The sequence below is a fragment of the Streptomyces filamentosus genome, from assembly GCF_014654895.1.
Taxonomy (GTDB): Bacteria; Actinomycetota; Actinomycetes; order Streptomycetales; family Streptomycetaceae; genus Streptomyces; species Streptomyces filamentosus.
In genome coordinates this window covers 2,892,528-2,910,712 of record NZ_BNBE01000001.1, presented here as the reverse complement: position 1 = coordinate 2,910,712, position 18,185 = coordinate 2,892,528, and the positions used below count along the sequence as shown (strand labels likewise).

The following is an 18,185-nucleotide window of genomic DNA, read 5'->3' as shown; positions in this document are numbered from 1 at the left end:
ACCGGCCCGTTGACCCGCTAGTCACCCCCGCCCCCGCAGCCGCCCCCGCAACTGGAACCACAGGAGCTCGCCGATCCGCAGGAGCTCGTCGACCCGCAGGAGCTCCCGCCGTCCGACCAGCCGCCGCGCCGCCGGCCCCTCCGGCGCCGCCGGCTCCCGCCGTCCGAGGCGTGCCGGGCGGCCGACACGACCACGCCCACGAACACGCCCAGGAACGCGACGGCGATGACCACGGTGATCAGGGCTTCCATCGTCTTTCCCCCCCGTCCGGCGGCTTCCTGCCGCCTCTGCCCGGGGGATTCCCGGCCCGCTCCGCCGCCAAAGCGCACTTGAGCAAGTCCAGAGCTTCGCCCCAGGATGGCCGTCATGACCAGGACACCGCTCAACCGCCGGCTGGCCGAGTTCGGCACGACGATCTTCGCCGAGATGTCCGCGCTCGCCACCAGCACCGGATCGATCAACCTCGGCCAGGGCTTCCCCGACACCGACGGCCCCCTGGAGGTGCGCGAGGCGGCGGAGCGGGCCCTGCGCGAGGGCCGCGGCAACCAGTACCCGCCCGGGCCCGGCGTCCCCGAGCTGCGCACCGCGATCGCCGACCACCAGCGCGCCCGCTACGGCCTGGACCACGACCCCGACACCGAGGTCCTGGTGACGGCCGGCGCCACCGAGGCCATCGCGGCGAGCCTGCTGGCGCTGGTCGAGCCCGGCGACGAGGTGATCGCCCTGGAGCCGTACTACGACTCGTACGCCGCCTGCGTGGCGATGGCCGGCGGCACCCGCGTGCCGGTCACCCTCCGTCCGCAGCGGGACCCCCGCGGCGGAGGCGGACGCTACGTCCTCGACCTCGACGAGCTCCGCGCCGCCGTCACCCCCCGCACCCGCCTCATCCTCCTCAACACCCCCCACAACCCCACCGGCACCGTCCTCAGCCGCGCCGAACTGACCGCGATCGCCGAACTGGCCGTCGAGCGGGACCTCCTCGTCGTCTCCGACGAGGTCTACGAGCACCTGGTCTTCGACGGCGCCGAGCACGTGCCGATCGCGTCCCTCCCCGGCATGCGGGAGCGGACCGTCACCATCGGCTCGGCCGGCAAGACGTACTCCTTCACCGGCTGGAAGGTCGGCTGGACCACCGCGAGCCCGGAGCTGACCGCGGCGGTCCGCTCGGCGAAGCAGTTCCTCACCTACGTCTCCTCGGGCCCCTTCCAGTACGCGATCGCCGAGGCCCTGCGCCTCCCCGACGCCTACTACGAGGGGCTGCGCGCCGACCTCCAGGCCAAGCGGGACCTGCTGGGCGAGGGCCTCGCCCAGGCCGGCTTCGAGGTCTACCGTCCGCAGGGGACCTACTTCGTCACCACCGACATCCGCCCCCTCGGCTCCGGCGACGGCTTCGCCTTCTGCCGCTCGCTGCCCGAGCGGGCCGGGGTCGTCGCCATCCCGAACGCCGTCTTCTACGACCACCGCGAGGCCGGGGCCCCCTTCGTCCGCTTCGCCTTCTGCAAGCGGACCGACGTGCTCCAGGAGGCGGTGGACCGCCTCAAGCGGCTGGGCTGAGAACGCCGGAAGCCGGGCCCCCGTCGCGGGGGCCCGGCTTCCGCGCGGTGCGGGACGGGGCTCAGGCCTCGTCGGCCTCGCCCTCGGCCTTGTCCTCGGGGGACTGGAGGCCGAACTGCTCGACGATCCACTTGTCGAACTCGATGGAGGCGCGGACCCAGCTCACCGTGGAGGAGACGAAGTGCTCCAGGGCGACGCCGGTGCCGATCAGCATCTGCGCCTCACCGATGAGGCGGAGGGTGGCGGAGCCGTCCTCCTCCTCGTGCAGGTGGGTGTAGACCTTGGGCCACAGGGTGCGGCGGTTCCAGTCGTCGATCGCGTCGAGGATCTTCGAGCGGTCGTCGGCGGAGTGCGGACGGTCGTAGAACGTGCGCACGGAGAACACCTGCTGCTCGTTCTCTCCGCGGAACATGAAGTACGTGCGGAATTCCTCCCACGGCGCCGCGAGGTCACCCTCGTCGTCGACGACGTACTTCAGCTCCATCTGCTCCAGAAGCTGCTTGACGAGGTCCTGGTCGGGGACGACGGGGCCCGCCGGTCCTGCCTGCGGCTGGGGCTGTCCCCCGAAATTCGGAATCGAGGACGGGTCGATGCTCACCGTGTATTTCCCTTCGTACGGATGTTGCCATCCTCCCCCATCCCGGCCGGTCCGTGGCAAGCCCCGCCGGGTGTGAACCGGCGGGATCCGCTGCGGGCTGACACGCCTACTGCGCCGCGCCCACGATCAGGCCGTCCCCGACGCGGTCCACCCGGACGGTGTCGCCGTCGCGGACCTCTCCGGCCAGGATCTCCCGGGCCAGCCGGTCGCCGATGGCCGTCTGGATGAGGCGGCGCAGCGGCCGGGCGCCGTACGCCGGGTCGTTGCCCTCCTCGGCCAGCCACTCCAGGGCCTCCGGGGTGACGTCCAGGGTGAGCCGGCGGTCGGCGAGCCGCCTGGCGAGGCGGTCGATCTGGAGCCGGGCGATGCGGCCCAGCTCGGCGCGGTCGAGCGCGGAGAAGACCACCAGGTCGTCGAGCCGGTTCAGGAACTCGGGCTTGAAGCTCGCCCGGACGACCTCCAGGACCTGCTGCTTCTTCTCCTCGTCGCTGGTCAGCGGCTCGACCAGGTACTGGCTGCCCAGGTTCGAGGTGAGGATCAGGATGGTGTTGCGGAAGTCGACCGTCCGGCCCTGGCCGTCGGTGAGGCGGCCGTCGTCGAGGACCTGGAGCAGGATGTCGAAGACCTCCGGGTGCGCCTTCTCCACCTCGTCGAGGAGCACGACGCTGTACGGGCGGCGGCGGACGGCCTCGGTGAGCTGGCCGCCCTCCTCGTAGCCGACGTAGCCGGGGGGCGCGCCGACGAGCCGGGCCACCGAGTGCTTCTCGGAGTACTCCGACATGTCGATGCGGACCATGGCCCGCTCGTCGTCGAAGAGGAAGTCCGCGAGCGCCTTCGCCAGCTCCGTCTTGCCGACGCCGGTGGGGCCGAGGAAGAGGAAGGAGCCGGTGGGCCGGTCGGGGTCGGCGATCCCGGCGCGGGTGCGGCGCACGGCGTCGGAGACGGCGCGGACGGCCTCGGTCTGGCCGATGAGCCGGCGGCCCAGCTCGTCCTCCATGCGGAGCAGCTTCTGCGTCTCGCCCTCCAGGAGGCGGCCGGCGGGGATGCCGGTCCAGGCGCCCACGACGTCGGCGATGTCGTCGGGGCCGACCTCCTCCTTGACCATGGTGTCCTTCTGGACCTCGCGCTCGGCCTCGGTGGCCTCCGCCAGCTCGCGCTCCAGGGTGGGGATCTCGCCGTAGAGCAGCTTGGAGGCGGTGTCGAAGTCGCCGTCGCGCTGGGCGCGCTCGGCGCGGCCCCGGGTCTCGTCCAGGCGCTCCTTCAGCTCGCCGACGCGGTTGAGGGACTGCTTCTCCTTCTCCCAGCGGGCGGTGAGGCCGCGCAGCTCCTCCTCGCGGTCGGCGAGGTCGCGGCGGAGCTTCTCCAGGCGCTGGAGGCTCGCCGCGTCGGTCTCCTTGGCGAGGGCCAGCTCCTCCATGCGGAGCCGGTCGACGGAGCGCTGGAGCTCGTCGATCTCGACCGGGGAGGAGTCGATCTCCATGCGGAGCCGGGAGGCGGCCTCGTCGACGAGGTCGATGGCCTTGTCGGGGAGGAAGCGGGAGGTGATGTACCGGTCGGAGAGGGTCGCGGCGGCCACCAGCGCGGAGTCGTTGATCTGCACCTTGTGGTGGGCCTCGTACCGGCCCTTGAGGCCGCGGAGGATGGCGACGGTGTCCTCGACGGACGGCTCGGCGACCAGGACCTGCTGGAAGCGGCGCTCCAGGGCGGGGTCCTTCTCGATCCGCTCGCGGTACTCGTCGAGGGTGGTGGCGCCGACCATCCGGAGCTCGCCGCGGGCCAGCATGGGCTTCAGCATGTTGCCGGCGTCCATGGCGGAGTCGCCGCCCGCGCCCGCGCCGACGACGGTGTGCAGCTCGTCGATGAAGGTGATGATCTGGCCGTCGCTCTCCTTGATCTCGGAGAGGACGGTCTTGAGCCGCTCCTCGAACTCGCCGCGGTACTTCGCGCCGGCGACCATCGCGCCGAGGTCCAGCGAGACGAGCCGCTTGTTCCGCAGCGACTCGGGGACGTCGCCCTTCACGATCCGCTGGGCGAGGCCCTCGACGACGGCGGTCTTGCCGACGCCGGGCTCGCCGATGAGGACCGGGTTGTTCTTGGTGCGCCGGGAGAGGACCTGGACGACCCGCCGGATCTCGTGGTCGCGGCCGATCACCGGGTCGAGCCTGCCCTCGCGGGCGGCGGCGGTGAAGTCGGTGCCGAACTTCTCCAGGGCCTTGTACGAGCCCTCCGGGTCTGCGGTGGTCACGCGGCGGCCTCCCCGGGCCTTCTCGAAGGCGTCCTGGAGCCGGCGGGCGGTCGCGCCCTGCTGGTCCAGGACCTGGCCGGCCCGGCCGCCCTTGGCGGCGGTGCCGATGAGCAGGTGCTCCGTGGACAGGAACTCGTCGCCGAGCTTCTTCGCGCGCTCGGCGGCGTCGGCGATGACGGCGAGCAGCTCGCGGTTCGGCTGCGGCGGGGCGACGGTGGAGCCGGTCACGCTGGGCAGGGCGGCGAGCAGCCGCTCCGCGTCGGCGCGGACGGCGGCCTGGTCGGCCTCGACGGCGGCGAGCAGGTCGGTGATGTTCTCGTTGTCCTGACCCTCCAGCAGCGCGAGGAGAAGGTGCGCGGGGGTCAGATCGGCGTGCCCCTGGGACACGGCGCGGCTGCTCGCCGCGTTCAGCGCGTCCCGGCTCCTGTTGGTCAGTTCTGCGTCCACGTGCGGGGTCTCCTCCTGGGTGCGGTCCTCTGGATCCTTGCCTGTTCTGACTCATACAGCGTACATAAAGTTGAGTCTATTCCGCTCAAGGTATCGGAGACATCCGGCGCGGCGGTAGTTTCCGGGCATGGCGACTGACCCGAGGAACCCCACGGACTCGTATCTCAGCTTCTGGCGCGAGTACCACATGTGCACGCTGACCACCCCCCGGCCGAACGGCACCCCGCACGTGGTGGCCGTCGGCGTCACGTACGACCCCGAGAACGGCCTCGCGCGGGTCATCACCAACAAGCACAGCCGGAAGGCCGCGAACGTCCTGGCGGCCGGCCCGGAGGGCGCGCGCGTCGCGGTCTGCCAGGTCGACAAGGGCCGCTGGGCGACCCTGGAGGGCGTCGCCCGGATCCGTACGGAGGAGGCGGAGGTCGCCGACGCGGTGGCGCGCTACGCGGACCGCTACGGCCGCACGCCGACGCCCAACCCGGACCGGGTCGTCATCGAGATCGCCCTCACCCGGGCGATGGGCCGCGCGTAGCCCTCCCGGCCCGCCCGGCGTTTTCTGCGGCCCGGCCGGTCTTCACTTCGGCCCGGCCGGCCTCTCCTGCGCCCGGCCGGGCACGGAAAAGCACAACGGCGCCATCGCGGTTCAGGTCCGCGATGGCGCCGTTGTGTGGGGGAAGCACCTGAGCGATCTGCAACGACGGGGGAATCGCTCAGGCACTGCGGGGGGTGGCGGAGAGGGTCTCGGGCTCGATCAGGCGGTGGTCCCGCTGGTCGAGGTTGACGAAGATCATGCCGTACCGCACGGCACAGCGGATCGGCTGCGGGGCCCCGCGGGGCCGCCTGAGACACCGGTAGGCGCGGACGTCCTCGTCCTGCTCCCGGGCGACGACCACGGGCTCTCCGAACAGGGTGACCCTCAGCGAGTCGCCACGGTGGGGGATGGCCGTGACGAGATCGACGAAGTGCCAGCCGGACCGGTAGGCCGAAGCCATCTCCCTGCGGAAGACCCGGTCGTCCGGAGGGACGGTCATGCCCCGGCCCCCGCGGACTGCCAGATCGGATCCTTGGCGGGAGTGCTCTCCCAGATCGGGTCCTTGGCGGCGGCGCTCTGCCAGATCGGGTCCTTGGCGGGAGCACTCTGCCAGATCGGGTCCAGCGCGGCGGCGCTCTGCCAGATCGGGTCCTTGGCGGGAGTGCTCTCCCAGATCGGGTCCTGTCCGGCGCTCTGCCAGATCGGATCAGCGGCGACGGCGGAGGGCGCAGAGTGCTCGATCTGGCCGACGGTGCCCACAGCAGCTGCCACGACAAAGGCAAGAGTAAGTACCGAGCGAACCATTCTCTTTGACATGGGCGGCTTCGACCTCACTTGATTGCTTTATTCCCCCGCGATCAAGACAATGACCGACTCTGCGCGCTTGCACTACCGCCTACGTGCATCATGTTCCTGAAGTGCAGGAGTATGGGGGGTGCCCAAATGCAGACACATCGTGATGAAGCCGTACATTCGCACGGCCATCGGGAACTGTGCGGAGACGGGGCCCGCCTCTACGCGAGCGCCCTGCGCACGGGCCGAATAGCCCGGTCGGAGGTGCGGCACGCTCCCTGCCTGATCGACCTCGCCCTGCTGCACCCCGACCCGGACGACGCGGACTGGCTCCGCCCCGCCCCCCCGACCGCCGTCCTGGCCCAGCTCCTGCTGCCGCTGGAACAGGAGATCCAGGACCGCCGCCGGCAGGCCGTCGAACTGAGCGCGGCGTTCGAGCCGTTCATGGAGATCACCGCACAGGACCCGCCCACCACGCACGCCATCACCGTGCTGGAGGGCTACAGCAGGATCGACGCCTCCCTCAGCCGGGCCACGGCCGACTGCTCGCAGGAACTGCTGACCCTGCAACCGGGCGGCGGGCGCTCCCCCGGCATCCTGAGCCAGGCCCTGACGCGCGTGCGCCCCCTCCTGGACCGGGGCGTCCGCGTCCGCACGCTGTACCAGCACACCGCCCGCCACAGCCAGGGGATCCAGGCGTACCTGGAACAGGCCGGGCCGGGCGGCATGGAGATCCGCACCCTGGAACAGCTGATCGACCGCCTGATCATCATCGACCGGAAGGTCGCCTACATACCCGCGGGGCACGACAGCCAGGTCGCCCTGCAACTGCGCCACCCCGGCCTCGTCTCCTATCTGACGAGCGTGTTCGAGCAGTTCTGGCACAGCGCCCTCCCGCTCGGCGAACACCTTCCGACGGACCGCACCCCCGAAGGCGTCACCGGCGTCCAGCGCTCCATCGCGCAACTGCTCGTCGAGGGACACGTGGACGAGGCGATCGCCCGCCGCCTCGGCATGAGCGTCCGGACCTGCCGCGGCCACATCGCCAGGCTCGCCACCACCCTCGGCAGCAACAGCCGCACCCAACTCGGCTTCCTCATCGCGCAGTCGGGGATCCTGGAGCAGGACCACGGCGCGCCGGAAGGGATCTAGGCGGCGCCCTCCGGACCCGGCCCCGGGGACCGCGGAGGCGAGTCGAGGCCGGCCCGCGCGATGCGCACCCCCAACTCCACCCGGCTCGAACTCCCCAGCGCCTGGGCCAGTTTGGCGATGTGCGCCCGACAGGTCCGCACGCTCATGCCCAGCCGTTCCGCGACGCCCGCGTCCGTGTGGCCCTCCGCGAGGAGCGCGGCGATCGCCCGCTCCCGGTGCGTGAAGCCCTCCGCGCCGCCGACCGCCGGCAGCGCCTCGCGAAACGGCACGGCCACCCTCCACATGCGCTCGAAGACGCCGTGCAGGTAGTCGATCACCGCCGCGTTGCGTATCTCCAGGGCCAGCTCACGGTCGGGAGAGGCCGGTATGAAGGCGACGGTGCGGTCGAACATCACCAGGCGCTCGGGCACCTCGTCGAGGGTCCGCACCTCCGCGAGGTCGCCGACCTGCTCCAGATAGGCCAGGATGCCCTGCCCGTGGCGGGCGACGTGCGTGTACAGGCTGCGCATCCGGACGCCCCGCGCCGCCATGCCCAGGGCGAGGGGAAGGGCGTTCTCCAGGACCTCCGAGGTGCGGATGCCACCGGGCTGGAAGCCCACGTGTTCGAAGACGCACCGGCCGGCCTCCTCGGCGATCACGGCCCGGATGCGCCGCTTGCCCTCCAGGACCCGGATCACCCCGGCGGGCGGCACCTCCCGCGCCTCGAACCCGGCGAAGCGTTCCGCGACCCCGCCCACGGCGCTCATGCGCCTCCGCACGCCTTCGAGAGCGGCCGAGAGTTCGTGCAGCGACCGCGACAGCGCCGCGCCCGGCAGCGTCGGAACGTACTCGTCGAGACGGTCCGGGTCCGGGTGCAGCAGCCCCAGGGACACCAGGCACACGGCCTCCCGCGCGTCCGACCGGGTGATCCGCCCCTCCCGGAGCGCCTGCGCGTAGGCGCGCTCGCCGGCCTCGCACAGGTCGCCGACGCCGTGCTCGTGCGCTTCCTCCCCGTCCGGGGCGCCCCGGCCCATCTCCGCTCCCCCGCTCTCCCGGCGATCCGGCGATTCTCCCCGGCCCGCCTCACGAGCCGCAAGGGAGGGGTCCCGCGGGTGCCGGGGGTCCTCGCGCGCCCCCGCGCCGTGCGGGGGCGCGCGAGGACCCCCGGCACCCGGCGGAGGCCCGGGAAGGGCGCTCCTGGGTGCCGGGGGGGTGCTCAGCCCGTCGGCTTCTTCGGGCGCCAGACGACCAGGGCGCTGGTCTGCTGGACGTCCTGGTAGGGGACCAGGTCGCGCCGGTAGGAGGCGTGGACCTGGGCCTCGCGCTGGCGCATCGCGGCGGCCGCGCCCTCGACCGCCGAGGAGAGCTCGGCGACGCGGGCCTGGAGCGCCGCGACCTGGTTCTCCAGCTCGATGATGCGCTTGATCCCGGCGAGGTTGATGCCCTCGGTCTGCGACAGCTCCTGCACCTGGCGGAGCAGTTCGATGTCGCGGGCCGAGTAGCGGCGGCCCCGGCCGGCCGTGCGGTCCGGCGAGACCAGCCCGAGGCGGTCGTACTGCCGCAGGGTCTGCGGGTGCAGCCCCGACAGCTGGGCCGCCACCGAGATGACGTACACCGGGGTCTCGTCGGTCAGTTCGTACGGGTTGCGTCTGCGTCCGTCCACCGCGTCAGGCTCCCTTCGCCGCCTCGAACAGCTCTGCCCTGGGGTCCGTGGAGGCGGTCGCGTCCCGGTAGGTCTCCAGGGCCTCGCGGGCCTTGTCGTCCAGCTCCGCCGGCACCGCGACCTCCACCGTCACCAGCAGGTCGCCACGCGTGCCGTCCTTGCGGACCGCGCCCTTGCCGCGGGCGCGCATCGTCCGGCCGTTCGGCGTGCCCGCGGGCAGCTTGAGGGTGACCGCGGGGCCGCCGAGGGTCGGCACCCTCACCTCGCCGCCGAGCGCCGCCTCCACGAAGGAGACCGGCACGGTGACGGTGAGGTTGTCGTCCTTGCGGCCGAAGACCGGGTGGGCGTCGACGTGCACGACGACGAACAGGTCGCCGTTGGGCCCGCCGCGCTCGCCCGGGGCGCCCTTGCCGCGCAGCCGGATCTTCTGGCCGTCGAAGACGCCCGCGGGGATCCGGACCTGCATGGTGCGGGAGGACTTGGCCCGGCCGGAGCCCTTGCAGACCTCGCAGGGGTTCTCGGCGATGAGGCCGCGGCCCTTGCAGTCGACGCACGGGTCGGTGAGCGAGAAGCCGCCGCCGCTGCCGCGCGAGACCTGGCCGGTGCCGACGCAGGTCGGGCACACCCGGGGGGTGCCGTTCTTGTCGCCGGTGCCGGAGCAGGCCGTGCACGGCTGCTGGCTGGACATGCGCAGCGGGACGGTCGCGCCCTCGATGGCCTCGGTGAAGCTGAGGGTCACCTCGGACTCGATGTCCTGGCCGCGCCGGGGCTGGGTGCGGCCGGCGGGTCCCCCGCCGCGGTTGAACAGGCCCCCGAAGACGTCGCCGATGCCGCCGCCCCCGCCGAAGCCGCCGGGCCCGCCCTGGGCGCCCCCGAAGAGGTCGCCCAGGTCGAAGTTGAACGAGCCGCCCGCGCCGGGGCCGCCGGCCCGGAAGCCGCCGTTCCCGAAGAGGGCGCGGGCCTCGTCGTACTCCTTGCGCTTCTTGGGGTCGCCGAGGACGTCGTTCGCCTCGGAGATCTCCTTGAAGCGCTCCTCCGCCTTGGCGTCGTCCTTGTTGGCGTCCGGATGGTTCTCGCGCGCGAGCTTCCGGTACGCCTTCTTGATCTCTGCCTCGGTGGCGTCCTTGGGGACGCCGAGGACCTTGTAGTAGTCCTTCTCGACGAAGTCCTTCGTGCTCATCGACGTCCCTCCTCCCGCGTACGGGTACGGCTTCTTACTCGCTGTCCTTCTCGGAGTCGTCCGACTCCTCGGCCTTGCCCGCCGAGCCCGGCTGGGGCTCGGCGACGGCCACGCGGGCGGGCCGGATGGTCCGCTCGCCGATCCGGTACCCCGGCTGCAGGATCGCGACGCAGGTCGTCTCGGTGACGTCCGGCGCGTACGAGTGCATCAGGGCCTCGTGGATCGTCGGGTCGAAGGGCTCGCCCTCCTTGCCGAACTGCTGGAGCCCCATCTTGGCGACGACGGTCTCCAGCGACTCGGCGACCGACTTGAAGCCGCCCACGAGCTCGCCGTGGTCCCGGGCCCGGCCGATGTCGTCGAGGACCGGGAGCAGGTCGGACAGGAGGCTCGCGACGGCGATCTCCTTGACCGTGACCCGGTCCCGCTCGACCCGGCGCCGGTAGTTCTGGTACTCGGCCTGGAGCCGCTGGAGGTCCCCCGTGCGCTCGGTGAGCGCGGCGCGGGCCTGGTCCAGCTGGGCGGTGAGGCCGGCGTCGGACGCCGGCGTGCTGTTCGCGTCCCCGGCCGGGGCCGCCGCGTCCTCGGAGGACTCGGCGGCCTCGGCGGCGTCGCCGGAGGGGACGTCGGGCTTCTCCTCGAAGCCCGGGGTCTCCTCGCTCACGCCTGGCCGTCCTTCTTGGGCTCGTCGTCGACGATCTCGGCGTCGACCACGTCGTCGTCGGCCTTGGCCTCGCCGGCCGGGGCACCGGCCTGGGCGGCCTGCGCGTCGGCGTAGAGGGCCTGGCCGAGCTTCTGGGAGACGGCCGCGACCTTCTCGGTGGCGGTGCGGATCTCGGCGGTGTCCTCGCCCTTGAGCTTCTCCTTCAGCTCGGCGAGGGCGGCCTCGACCTCGGACTTCACGTCGCCCGGGACCTTGTCCTCGTTGTCCTTGAGGAACTTCTCGGTCTGGTAGACGAGCTGCTCGCCCTGGTTGCGGGACTCGGCGGCCTCGCGGCGGCGGTGGTCCTCGTCCGCGTACTGCTCGGCCTCCTGGCGCATCCGGTCGACCTCGTCCTTCGGCAGCGAGGAGCCGCCGGTGACGGTCATCTTCTGCTCCTTGCCCGTGCCAAGGTCCTTCGCGGTCACGTGCATGATGCCGTTGGCGTCGATGTCGAAGGCGACCTCGATCTGCGGGACGCCGCGCGGGGCCGGCGGGAGGCCGGTCAGCTCGAACATGCCGAGCTTCTTGTTGTACGCCGCGATCTCGCGCTCGCCCTGGTAGACCTGGATCTGCACGGACGGCTGGTTGTCCTCGGCCGTCGTGAAGATCTCGGACCGCTTGGTCGGGATCGTGGTGTTGCGCTCGATGAGCTTGGTCATGATGCCGCCCTTGGTCTCGATGCCGAGGGACAGCGGGGTCACGTCGAGGAGCAGGACGTCCTTGACCTCGCCCTTGAGGACACCGGCCTGGAGGGCGGCGCCGATGGCGACGACCTCGTCCGGGTTGACGCCCTTGTTGGCGTCCTGGCCGCCGGTCAGCTCCTTGACGAGCTCGGCGACGGCCGGCATGCGGGTCGAACCACCGACGAGGACGACGTGGTCGATCTCGGAGAGGTTGATGCCCGCGTCCTTGATGACGTTGTGGAACGGCACCTTGCAGCGGTCGAGCAGGTCGGAGGTGAGCTGCTGGAACTGGGCGCGCGTGAGCTTCTCGTCCAGGTGCAGCGGGCCCTCGGCGGAGGCCGTGATGTAGGGCAGGTTGATCGAGGTCTCGGTGGACGAGGACAGCTCGATCTTCGCCTTCTCCGCGGCCTCGCGGAGGCGCTGGAGGGCCATCTTGTCCAGGGACAGGTCGACGCCGTGGCCGTTCTTGAACTGGGTCACCAGGTAGTCGACGACGCGCTGGTCCCAGTCGTCGCCACCGAGGTGGTTGTCGCCGTTGGTGGCCTTCACCTCGACGACGCCGTCGCCGATCTCCAGGAGGGACACGTCGAAGGTGCCGCCACCGAGGTCGAAGACGAGGATCGTCTGGTCGTCCTTGTCGAGGCCGTACGCCAGGGCGGCGGCGGTCGGCTCGTTGACGATGCGCAGGACGTTGAGGCCCGCGATCTCGCCGGCCTCCTTGGTGGCCTGGCGCTCGGAGTCGTTGAAGTACGCCGGGACGGTGATGACCGCGTCGACGACCTTCTCGCCCAGGTAGGCCTCGGCGTCGCGCTTCAGCTTCTGCAGGATGAAGGCGCTCATCTGCTGCGGGTTGAAGGACTTGCCGTCGATGTCGATCTTCCAGTCGGTGCCCATGTGGCGCTTGACCGACCGGATGGTCCTGTCGACGTTGGTGACGGCCTGGCGCTTGGCCACCTCGCCGACGAGCACCTCGCCGTTCTTCGCGAAGGCGACGACGGACGGCGTGGTCCTGGCGCCCTCCGCGTTCGTGATGACGGTGGGCTCGCCGCCTTCCAGAACGCTGACGACGGAGTTAGTCGTGCCCAGGTCGATGCCGACCGCACGTGCCATTTCGATTCCTCCAGCTGACTGACTTGAGTGGAACTGACTCAAGGATGCATCACGGAACGCGGGGCGTCAACAGACCTGAGTCGAGTCGACTCAACTCTTCGCCGCGCCTCTCACTCAAAGGGACGCCGGAGGCGCGTCGTTCCCTGACACGCGCCGCCGGAAGTGGGAGAGTCCTGGTGCCCCGTGTCGGGCAAACCAGGCATATCCCACGAACATCCCATGATTCCAGCCGGAGGGGTTTGGGGCATGACGGCGCAGCACCGCGGGACGGCTCCGCACCACGGGACGGCAGGACCGCACGGCTTCGGCCCCGGGCGCGGCACGGGCCGCGGACGCGGCCCCGGCCTCCCGCACCGCCCCGGCCCCACCCACGGCTCCGTCCTGCCGTACCGCTCCGGCCCCGCGTACGGCTCCGGCCCCGCCCACGGCTCCGGCCTCAAGCGCGGCATCGACCTGCTGGGAGGTGCGGCGCTGCTCCTCCTGCTCGCCCCGGCGCTCGGCGCCGTCGCCCTCTCGCTCCGGCTCGCCGACGAGGGGCCCGTCCTGCGCCGCCGCACGATGGCCGGGCGCGGCGGCCGGACCTTCACGATGCTGACCTTCCGCACCCGGAGCCCGCTGGCCGCGCTGCCGCTGCTGCTGCACGTCGTGCGGGGCGAGATGTCGCTCGTCGGGCCGTGCCCGCTCGCGCCCGGCCACCCGGAGTGCACGGGCGGGGCGAGGCGCCGGCTCTCGGTCCGGCCGGGGCTGACGGGGCCGTGGCAGATCAGCGGCCGCTCCGACCTTCCGTGGGAGGAGCGCGAGCTGCTGGACCTCCACTACGTGGACCACCACTGGCTCGGGATGGACCTGGCCGTCCTGGCGCGTACGCTTCCAGCAGTCCGCCGACGTCGTCTCCGTCGCGCCTCCGCCCGCGCGGCAAGGCTTGCCTGAGCGACACAGATCACCGCGAGGCCCGCTACAGCGCGGCGCCGGGAAACGGTAATCTCAGCACGGACTAAATAAGTTACCGCTTAGTAGGCTCAGGGCGAGAGTGAGGGCGAGGCGAGCACAGGCCGCCCCCGCCGCGCCCCAGGCCCGCCCGAGGAGCCCGTCATGCAACTCGCCGCGATCATCGTGTCGCTGACGCTGACCGTGGTCGGCGTTGCCCTGCTCGCTCGCGCCGTCGGCCAGTTCGTCAAGTACTTCAAGCTGGGCCAGCCGGTCCCGGCCGGTGCCCGCACGGACAACCCCTACCAGCGCAGCGTCACCCTGGTCCGGGAGTTCCTGGGCCACACCCGGATGAACCGCTGGGGCATCGTGGGCTTCGCCCACTGGTTCGTCGCCGTCGGCTTCCTCACCCTGCCGCCGACCCTCGCGCAGGCGTTCGGCCAGCTCTTCCAGGCCGACTGGACGCTGCCGATCATCGGCGGCTTCCTGCCGTTCGAGCTCTACATCGAGTTCATCGGCGTCATGACGATCCTCGGCATCGCCGTACTGATCGTCATCCGCCTGCTGAGCCTCCCCGGCCGCGCCGGCCGCAAGTCCCGCTTCGCCGGCTCCAAGGCCGGCCAGGCGTACTTCGTCGAGTACGTGATCCTCACCATCGGCCTCGCGATCTACGTGCTGCGCGGCCTGGAGGGCGCGATCCACCACGTCGAGCACTACGAGGCCGCGTACTTCGCCTCGTACCCGCTCGTCCTGGCCTTCAAGGGCCTCTCCCTCCCCACCCTCCAGACGCTCATCTACTTCACCGCCATGGTGAAGATCAGCACCTCGTTCATCTGGATGATCGTGGTCTCGCTGAACACCAACATGGGCGTCGCCTGGCACCGCTTCCTCGGCTTCCCGAACATCTGGTTCAAGCGCAACGCCGACGGCGCCACCGCGCTCGGCGCGCTCCAGCCGATGACGACCGGCGGCAAGCCGATCGACTTCGAGGACCCGGGCGAGGACGACGTCTACGGCGTCTCCCAGGTCGAGCAGTTCTCCTGGAAGGGCCTCCTCGACTTCTCCACCTGCACCGAGTGCGGCCGCTGCCAGTCGCAGTGCCCCGCCTGGAACACCGGCAAGCCGCTCTCCCCCAAGCTCCTCATCATGTCGCTGCGCGACCACGCGCACGCCAAGGCGCCGTACCTGCTCGCGGGCGGCGGCAAGGACATGGAGGGCAACGAGAAGGCGACCGCCGAGCAGCTCAAGGACGTCCCCGCGGCCGCCCTGGCCGAGGCCGAGCGCCCCCTCATCGGCACCGCCGAGGAGAACGGCGTCATCGACCCCGACGTCCTGTGGTCCTGCACCACCTGCGGCGCCTGCGTCGAGCAGTGCCCGGTCGACATCGAGCACATCGACCACATCGTCGACATGCGCCGCTACCAGGTCATGATCGAGTCCGCCTTCCCGTCGGAGGCCGGCACGATGCTGAAGAACCTGGAGAAGAAGGGCAACCCCTGGGGCCTGGCCAAGAAGCAGCGCGTCGAGTGGACCAAGGAGGTCGACTTCGAGGTCCCGATCGTCGGCAAGGACGTCGAGGACCTGTCCGAGGTCGACTACCTCTACTGGGTCGGCTGCGCCGGCGCCCTGGAGGACCGCGCCAAGAAGACCACCAAGGCCTTCGCGGAGCTGCTGCACATCGCGGGCGTCAAGTTCGCGATCATGGGCGGCGACGAGAAGTGCACGGGTGACTCCCCGCGCCGTCTGGGCAACGAGCCGCTGTTCCAGCAGCTCGGCCAGGAGAACGTCGCCATGCTGAACATGGCGTTCGGCGAGGACGACGACGACCCGGAGACGAAGAAGCCGAAGTCGGCGAAGAAGATCGTCTCGACCTGCCCGCACTGCTTCAACACCATCGCCAACGAGTACCCGCAGCTCGGCGGCGAGTACGAGGTCATCCACCACACCCAGCTGCTCCAGCACCTCATCGACGAGGGCAGGCTGATCCCGGTGACCCCGGTCGACGGCCTCATCACCTACCACGACCCGTGCTACCTGGGCCGCCACAACAAGGTCTACACGCCGCCGCGCGAGATCATGTCGGCCGTCCCGGGCCTGCGCCAGCAGGAGATGCACCGCCACAAGGAGCGCGGCTTCTGCTGCGGCGCCGGCGGCGCGCGGATGTGGATGGAGGAGCGGATCGGCAAGCGCATCAACACCGAGCGCGTCGACGAGGCCCTGTCCCTCAACCCGGACATCGTCTCCACCGCCTGCCCGTTCTGCCTCGTCATGCTCACGGACTCCGTGAACGGCAAGAAGAACGACGGCAAGGCCAAGGAGTCGCTCCAGGTCGTGGACGTGGCCCAGCTGCTGCTCGACTCGGTGAAGACCCCGGTCGACCCCGAGCCGGAGGCCCCGGCGGAGGAGCCGGAGCCGGTCGCGTAAGGCCATGAGGAAGGGCCGCCCCCGTCGGACGGGGGCGGCCCTTCTCCATGTGCGCGTCCTCACCGCTTCTGGGCGTGCTGCTTCGCGACGAGCCTGCCGTTCAGGTCGTAGACCCAGCTGTTGCCGCCCTGCTTCGGGGGGTCGACGACGACGAAGCGGTACTGGTGCTTGCCGGGCTGCACGGCGAGCTCGTAGGTCCAGCCGCGGTGCCGGGCGGCGAGGTGCTCGGCGTCGACGGTGGCGATCCGCCGGTCGTTCGTCCGGGACACCTGGACGCGGGGCCCGTTCCTGACGTTCCCGGCGAAGGTGGCGACGTTGCCGTCGGGCAGCTTGATCTGCGCGTTCAGGCGGTACGAGCCCTCCCCGGTCTGCCGCACCCGGGCGGTGGACCCGTCGGCCGGCGGCCGGCCGGAGACCTGGTCGCGCACGGCGGCCCCCGGGGCCGCGGAGGCACCGTCGGCGAAGGCGGCGGCGGCCGGGAGGAGGAGGGCGACGGAGGTGCCGGTGGCGACGGCGGCGGTGCGCAGGACACGGGTGCGGCAGTTGGGAAGCATGGAGAACTCCAGAGGGGTTTCGCTGCTGACCCCACCGAAGCCACGGACCGCACATTGAGGCGATAAGTCCGTTTTGTAGCAGCGACCGCACGGCCGTCCGGCGACCCCGTGACCCCCTAGGGGATGTCACAGGTCGGCACCGAAGGCGCGGGGCCGCCGCGGAAGCGGGTACGTTCATGGACGTGGCTGGATTCAGGAACGGACGCGGCCGGGACAACCGCCCCCCGCAGCAGCATCAACCGCAACAGCATCGACCGCAGCACCAGCAGCGACCGCAGCAGGCGCCGTACGGGTACGACGCGCCCCCTCAGGGCTACCCGCAGCAGCAGTGGCGGCAGCAGCCGCAACACCCGCAGCAGCAGCCCTACGGCGAGCCCGAGTACTTCGGCGACCCGCACGCGCAGCAGCACGCGGCGGCGAACAACCCGGGCCACACCCAGATGTTCAGCGTCGACGACCCCTACGGCCAGGCGGGCGCCCACCAGGCCGCCCCGCCCGTCCCCGTCGGCCCCCGCCTGCCCTGGAAGGCCCTCCTGAGCGGCATCGTGCTCCGCCCGGCGGACACCTTCCTCCGGATGCGCGACCACGCGGTCTGGGGCCCGGCGCTGGTCGTCACCTTCCTCTACGGCCTGCTGGCGATCTTCGGCTTCGACCAGGCCCGCGAGGAGGTGCTGAACGCGACGATCTCCAGCACGATCCCGTACGTCCTGATGACCGGCGTCGGCTTCGTCCTCGGCGGCCTGATCCTCGGCGCGGTCACCCACACCCTCGCCCGCCAGCTCGGCGGCGACGGCGCCTGGCAGCCCACGGTCGGCCTCTCCATGCTGATCATGTCGCTGACGGACGCCCCCCGCCTGCTCTTCGCCCTCTTCCTGGGCGGCGAGAACGGCCTGGTGCAGGTCATCGGCTGGGCCACCTGGCTCGCCGCCGGCGCCCTCCTCACCCTCATGGTCGGCCGCTCCCACGACCTCCCCTGGCCCAAGGCACTGGGCGCCTCGGCCATCCAGCTGGCCGCCCTCCTGAGCCTGATCAAGCTGGGCACGCTGTAGACGGACCGACAGCGGCCCGGACATGCGGAAGGGCCCCCGGACGGGGGCCCTTCCGCATGTCCGACGTCTCCGGAGAAACAGCGGCCGTACCGTGCCTCAGGCGTCGAGGACCTGCCCCTCGCGCTTCACCACGGGCGGCTCGACCGACCAGGGGAAGTTGATCCACTCGTCGGTCTTCTTCCACACGTACTCGCACTTCACGAGGGAGTGGGACTTCTCGTAGATGACGGCGGAGCGGACCTCGGCGACGTGGTCCTTGCAGAAGTCGTGGACCAGCTTCAGCGTCTTGCCGGTGTCGGCGACGTCGTCCGTGATCAGGACCTTCTTGTCGGAGAAGTCGATCGCGTCCGGCACGGGCGCCAGCATGACCGGCATCTCCAGGGTCGTCCCGACCCCGGTGTAGAACTCCACGTTCACCAGGTGGATGTTCTTGCAGTCCAGCGCGTAGGCCAGACCGCCGGCCACGAACACGCCGCCGCGCGCGATGGAGAGCACGATGTCGGGCTCGTACCCGTCGTCGGCGATGGTCTGCGCCAGCTCGCGGACGGCCGTCCCGAAGCCCTCGTACGTCAGGTTCTCGCGTACTTCACTCATGC

At 71.2% G+C, this 18,185-nt stretch carries 17 protein-coding genes; 6 read left to right on the top strand and 11 right to left on the bottom strand.

All coding sequences use genetic code 11. From position 1 onward, the window contains the following. Window positions 1-366 precede the first annotated feature (366 nt). Window positions 367-1,554 (top strand): pyridoxal phosphate-dependent aminotransferase, encoded by a 1,188-nt coding sequence (locus IE326_RS13210; protein ID WP_190041596.1) that lies wholly within the window; start codon window positions 367-369, stop codon window positions 1,552-1,554. Between the two features lie 61 nt (window positions 1,555-1,615). Here IE326_RS13210 and IE326_RS13205 read toward each other — a convergent pair whose 3' ends face one another. Beyond that, window positions 1,616-2,152, bottom strand: coding sequence for a YbjN domain-containing protein (locus IE326_RS13205; RefSeq protein ID WP_150229293.1), 537 nt, complete (start codon window positions 2,150-2,152; stop codon window positions 1,616-1,618). Between the two features lie 106 nt (window positions 2,153-2,258). Further along, window positions 2,259-4,844: an ATP-dependent chaperone ClpB gene (gene clpB, locus IE326_RS13200; protein WP_150229295.1), complete on the bottom strand. Its 2,586-nt coding sequence runs from the start codon at window positions 4,842-4,844 to the stop codon at window positions 2,259-2,261. 127 nt (window positions 4,845-4,971) lie between these two features. On the opposite strand from clpB, the gene IE326_RS13195 reads away from it, so the two are divergent. Next, the gene (locus IE326_RS13195; RefSeq protein WP_190041595.1) at window positions 4,972-5,376 is read left to right on the top strand and encodes a pyridoxamine 5'-phosphate oxidase family protein; all 405 of its coding nucleotides are present in this window, start codon (window positions 4,972-4,974) and stop codon (window positions 5,374-5,376) included. 178 nt (window positions 5,377-5,554) lie between these two features. On the opposite strand, the gene IE326_RS13190 is transcribed toward IE326_RS13195, so the two are convergent. After that, on the bottom strand, window positions 5,555-5,875 hold the full coding sequence (locus IE326_RS13190; RefSeq protein ID WP_030747585.1) for a Rieske (2Fe-2S) protein: 321 nt from the start codon (window positions 5,873-5,875) through the stop codon (window positions 5,555-5,557). Continuing rightward, window positions 5,872-6,147 (bottom strand): hypothetical protein, encoded by a 276-nt coding sequence (locus tag IE326_RS13185; protein WP_190041594.1) that lies wholly within the window; start codon window positions 6,145-6,147, stop codon window positions 5,872-5,874. Before IE326_RS13185 ends, IE326_RS13190 begins: the two co-directional genes overlap by 4 nt. 171 nt (window positions 6,148-6,318) lie before the next feature. On the opposite strand from IE326_RS13185, the gene IE326_RS13180 reads away from it, so the two are divergent. Then, window positions 6,319-7,320 (top strand): helix-turn-helix transcriptional regulator, encoded by a 1,002-nt coding sequence (locus IE326_RS13180; RefSeq protein WP_229915316.1) that lies wholly within the window; start codon window positions 6,319-6,321, stop codon window positions 7,318-7,320. Here IE326_RS13180 and IE326_RS13175 read toward each other — a convergent pair. From IE326_RS13175 to dnaK, 5 genes are all read right to left on the bottom strand, one after another. Further along, window positions 7,317-8,333 (bottom strand): helix-turn-helix transcriptional regulator, encoded by a 1,017-nt coding sequence (locus tag IE326_RS13175; RefSeq protein ID WP_190041593.1) that lies wholly within the window; start codon window positions 8,331-8,333, stop codon window positions 7,317-7,319. The two genes, IE326_RS13180 and IE326_RS13175, sit on opposite strands and share 4 nt — an antisense overlap. A 182-nt stretch (window positions 8,334-8,515) precedes the next feature. Continuing rightward, window positions 8,516-8,962, bottom strand: coding sequence for a heat shock protein transcriptional repressor HspR (locus IE326_RS13170; RefSeq protein WP_150229306.1), 447 nt, complete (start codon window positions 8,960-8,962; stop codon window positions 8,516-8,518). A 4-nt stretch (window positions 8,963-8,966) separates the two neighbouring features. Continuing rightward, window positions 8,967-10,142, bottom strand: a complete 1,176-nt coding sequence (gene dnaJ / locus IE326_RS13165; protein ID WP_150229309.1) for a molecular chaperone DnaJ — start codon at window positions 10,140-10,142, stop codon at window positions 8,967-8,969. Window positions 10,143-10,176: 34 nt separating this feature from the next. Next, window positions 10,177-10,803, bottom strand: a complete 627-nt coding sequence (gene grpE / locus IE326_RS13160) for a nucleotide exchange factor GrpE (protein WP_150229312.1) — start codon at window positions 10,801-10,803, stop codon at window positions 10,177-10,179. Continuing rightward, window positions 10,800-12,635 carry a molecular chaperone DnaK gene (gene dnaK, locus IE326_RS13155; protein WP_150229314.1) on the bottom strand — a complete coding sequence of 612 codons (1,836 nt, stop codon included), beginning with the start codon at window positions 12,633-12,635 and terminating at the stop codon, window positions 10,800-10,802. Before dnaK ends, grpE begins: the two co-directional genes overlap by 4 nt. Window positions 12,636-12,881: 246 nt before the next feature. Between dnaK and IE326_RS13150 the strand changes: the two genes are divergently transcribed. Both IE326_RS13150 and IE326_RS13145 read left to right on the top strand, forming a co-directional pair. Continuing rightward, complete coding sequence (locus tag IE326_RS13150) at window positions 12,882-13,565, top strand: sugar transferase (protein ID WP_190041592.1); 684 nt, start codon at window positions 12,882-12,884, stop codon at window positions 13,563-13,565. 162 nt (window positions 13,566-13,727) lie between these two features. Beyond that, window positions 13,728-15,986 carry a (Fe-S)-binding protein gene (locus IE326_RS13145; RefSeq protein WP_190041591.1) on the top strand — a complete coding sequence of 753 codons (2,259 nt, stop codon included), beginning with the start codon at window positions 13,728-13,730 and terminating at the stop codon, window positions 15,984-15,986. 59 nt (window positions 15,987-16,045) lie between these two features. Here IE326_RS13145 and IE326_RS13140 read toward each other — a convergent pair whose 3' ends face one another. Beyond that, complete coding sequence (locus tag IE326_RS13140) at window positions 16,046-16,540, bottom strand: early set domain-containing protein (protein ID WP_190041590.1); 495 nt, start codon at window positions 16,538-16,540, stop codon at window positions 16,046-16,048. Window positions 16,541-16,722: 182 nt separating this feature from the next. Here IE326_RS13140 and IE326_RS13135 point away from each other — a divergent pair, with 182 nt between their 5' ends. After that, a complete protein-coding gene (locus IE326_RS13135) occupies window positions 16,723-17,589 on the top strand; it encodes a Yip1 family protein (protein WP_150229321.1) in 867 nt (288 codons plus the stop codon). Between the two features lie 96 nt (window positions 17,590-17,685). On the opposite strand, the gene IE326_RS13130 is transcribed toward IE326_RS13135, so the two are convergent. Beyond that, complete coding sequence (locus tag IE326_RS13130; RefSeq protein WP_150229323.1) at window positions 17,686-18,183, bottom strand: phosphoribosyltransferase; 498 nt, start codon at window positions 18,181-18,183, stop codon at window positions 17,686-17,688. Window positions 18,184-18,185 lie beyond the last annotated feature (2 nt).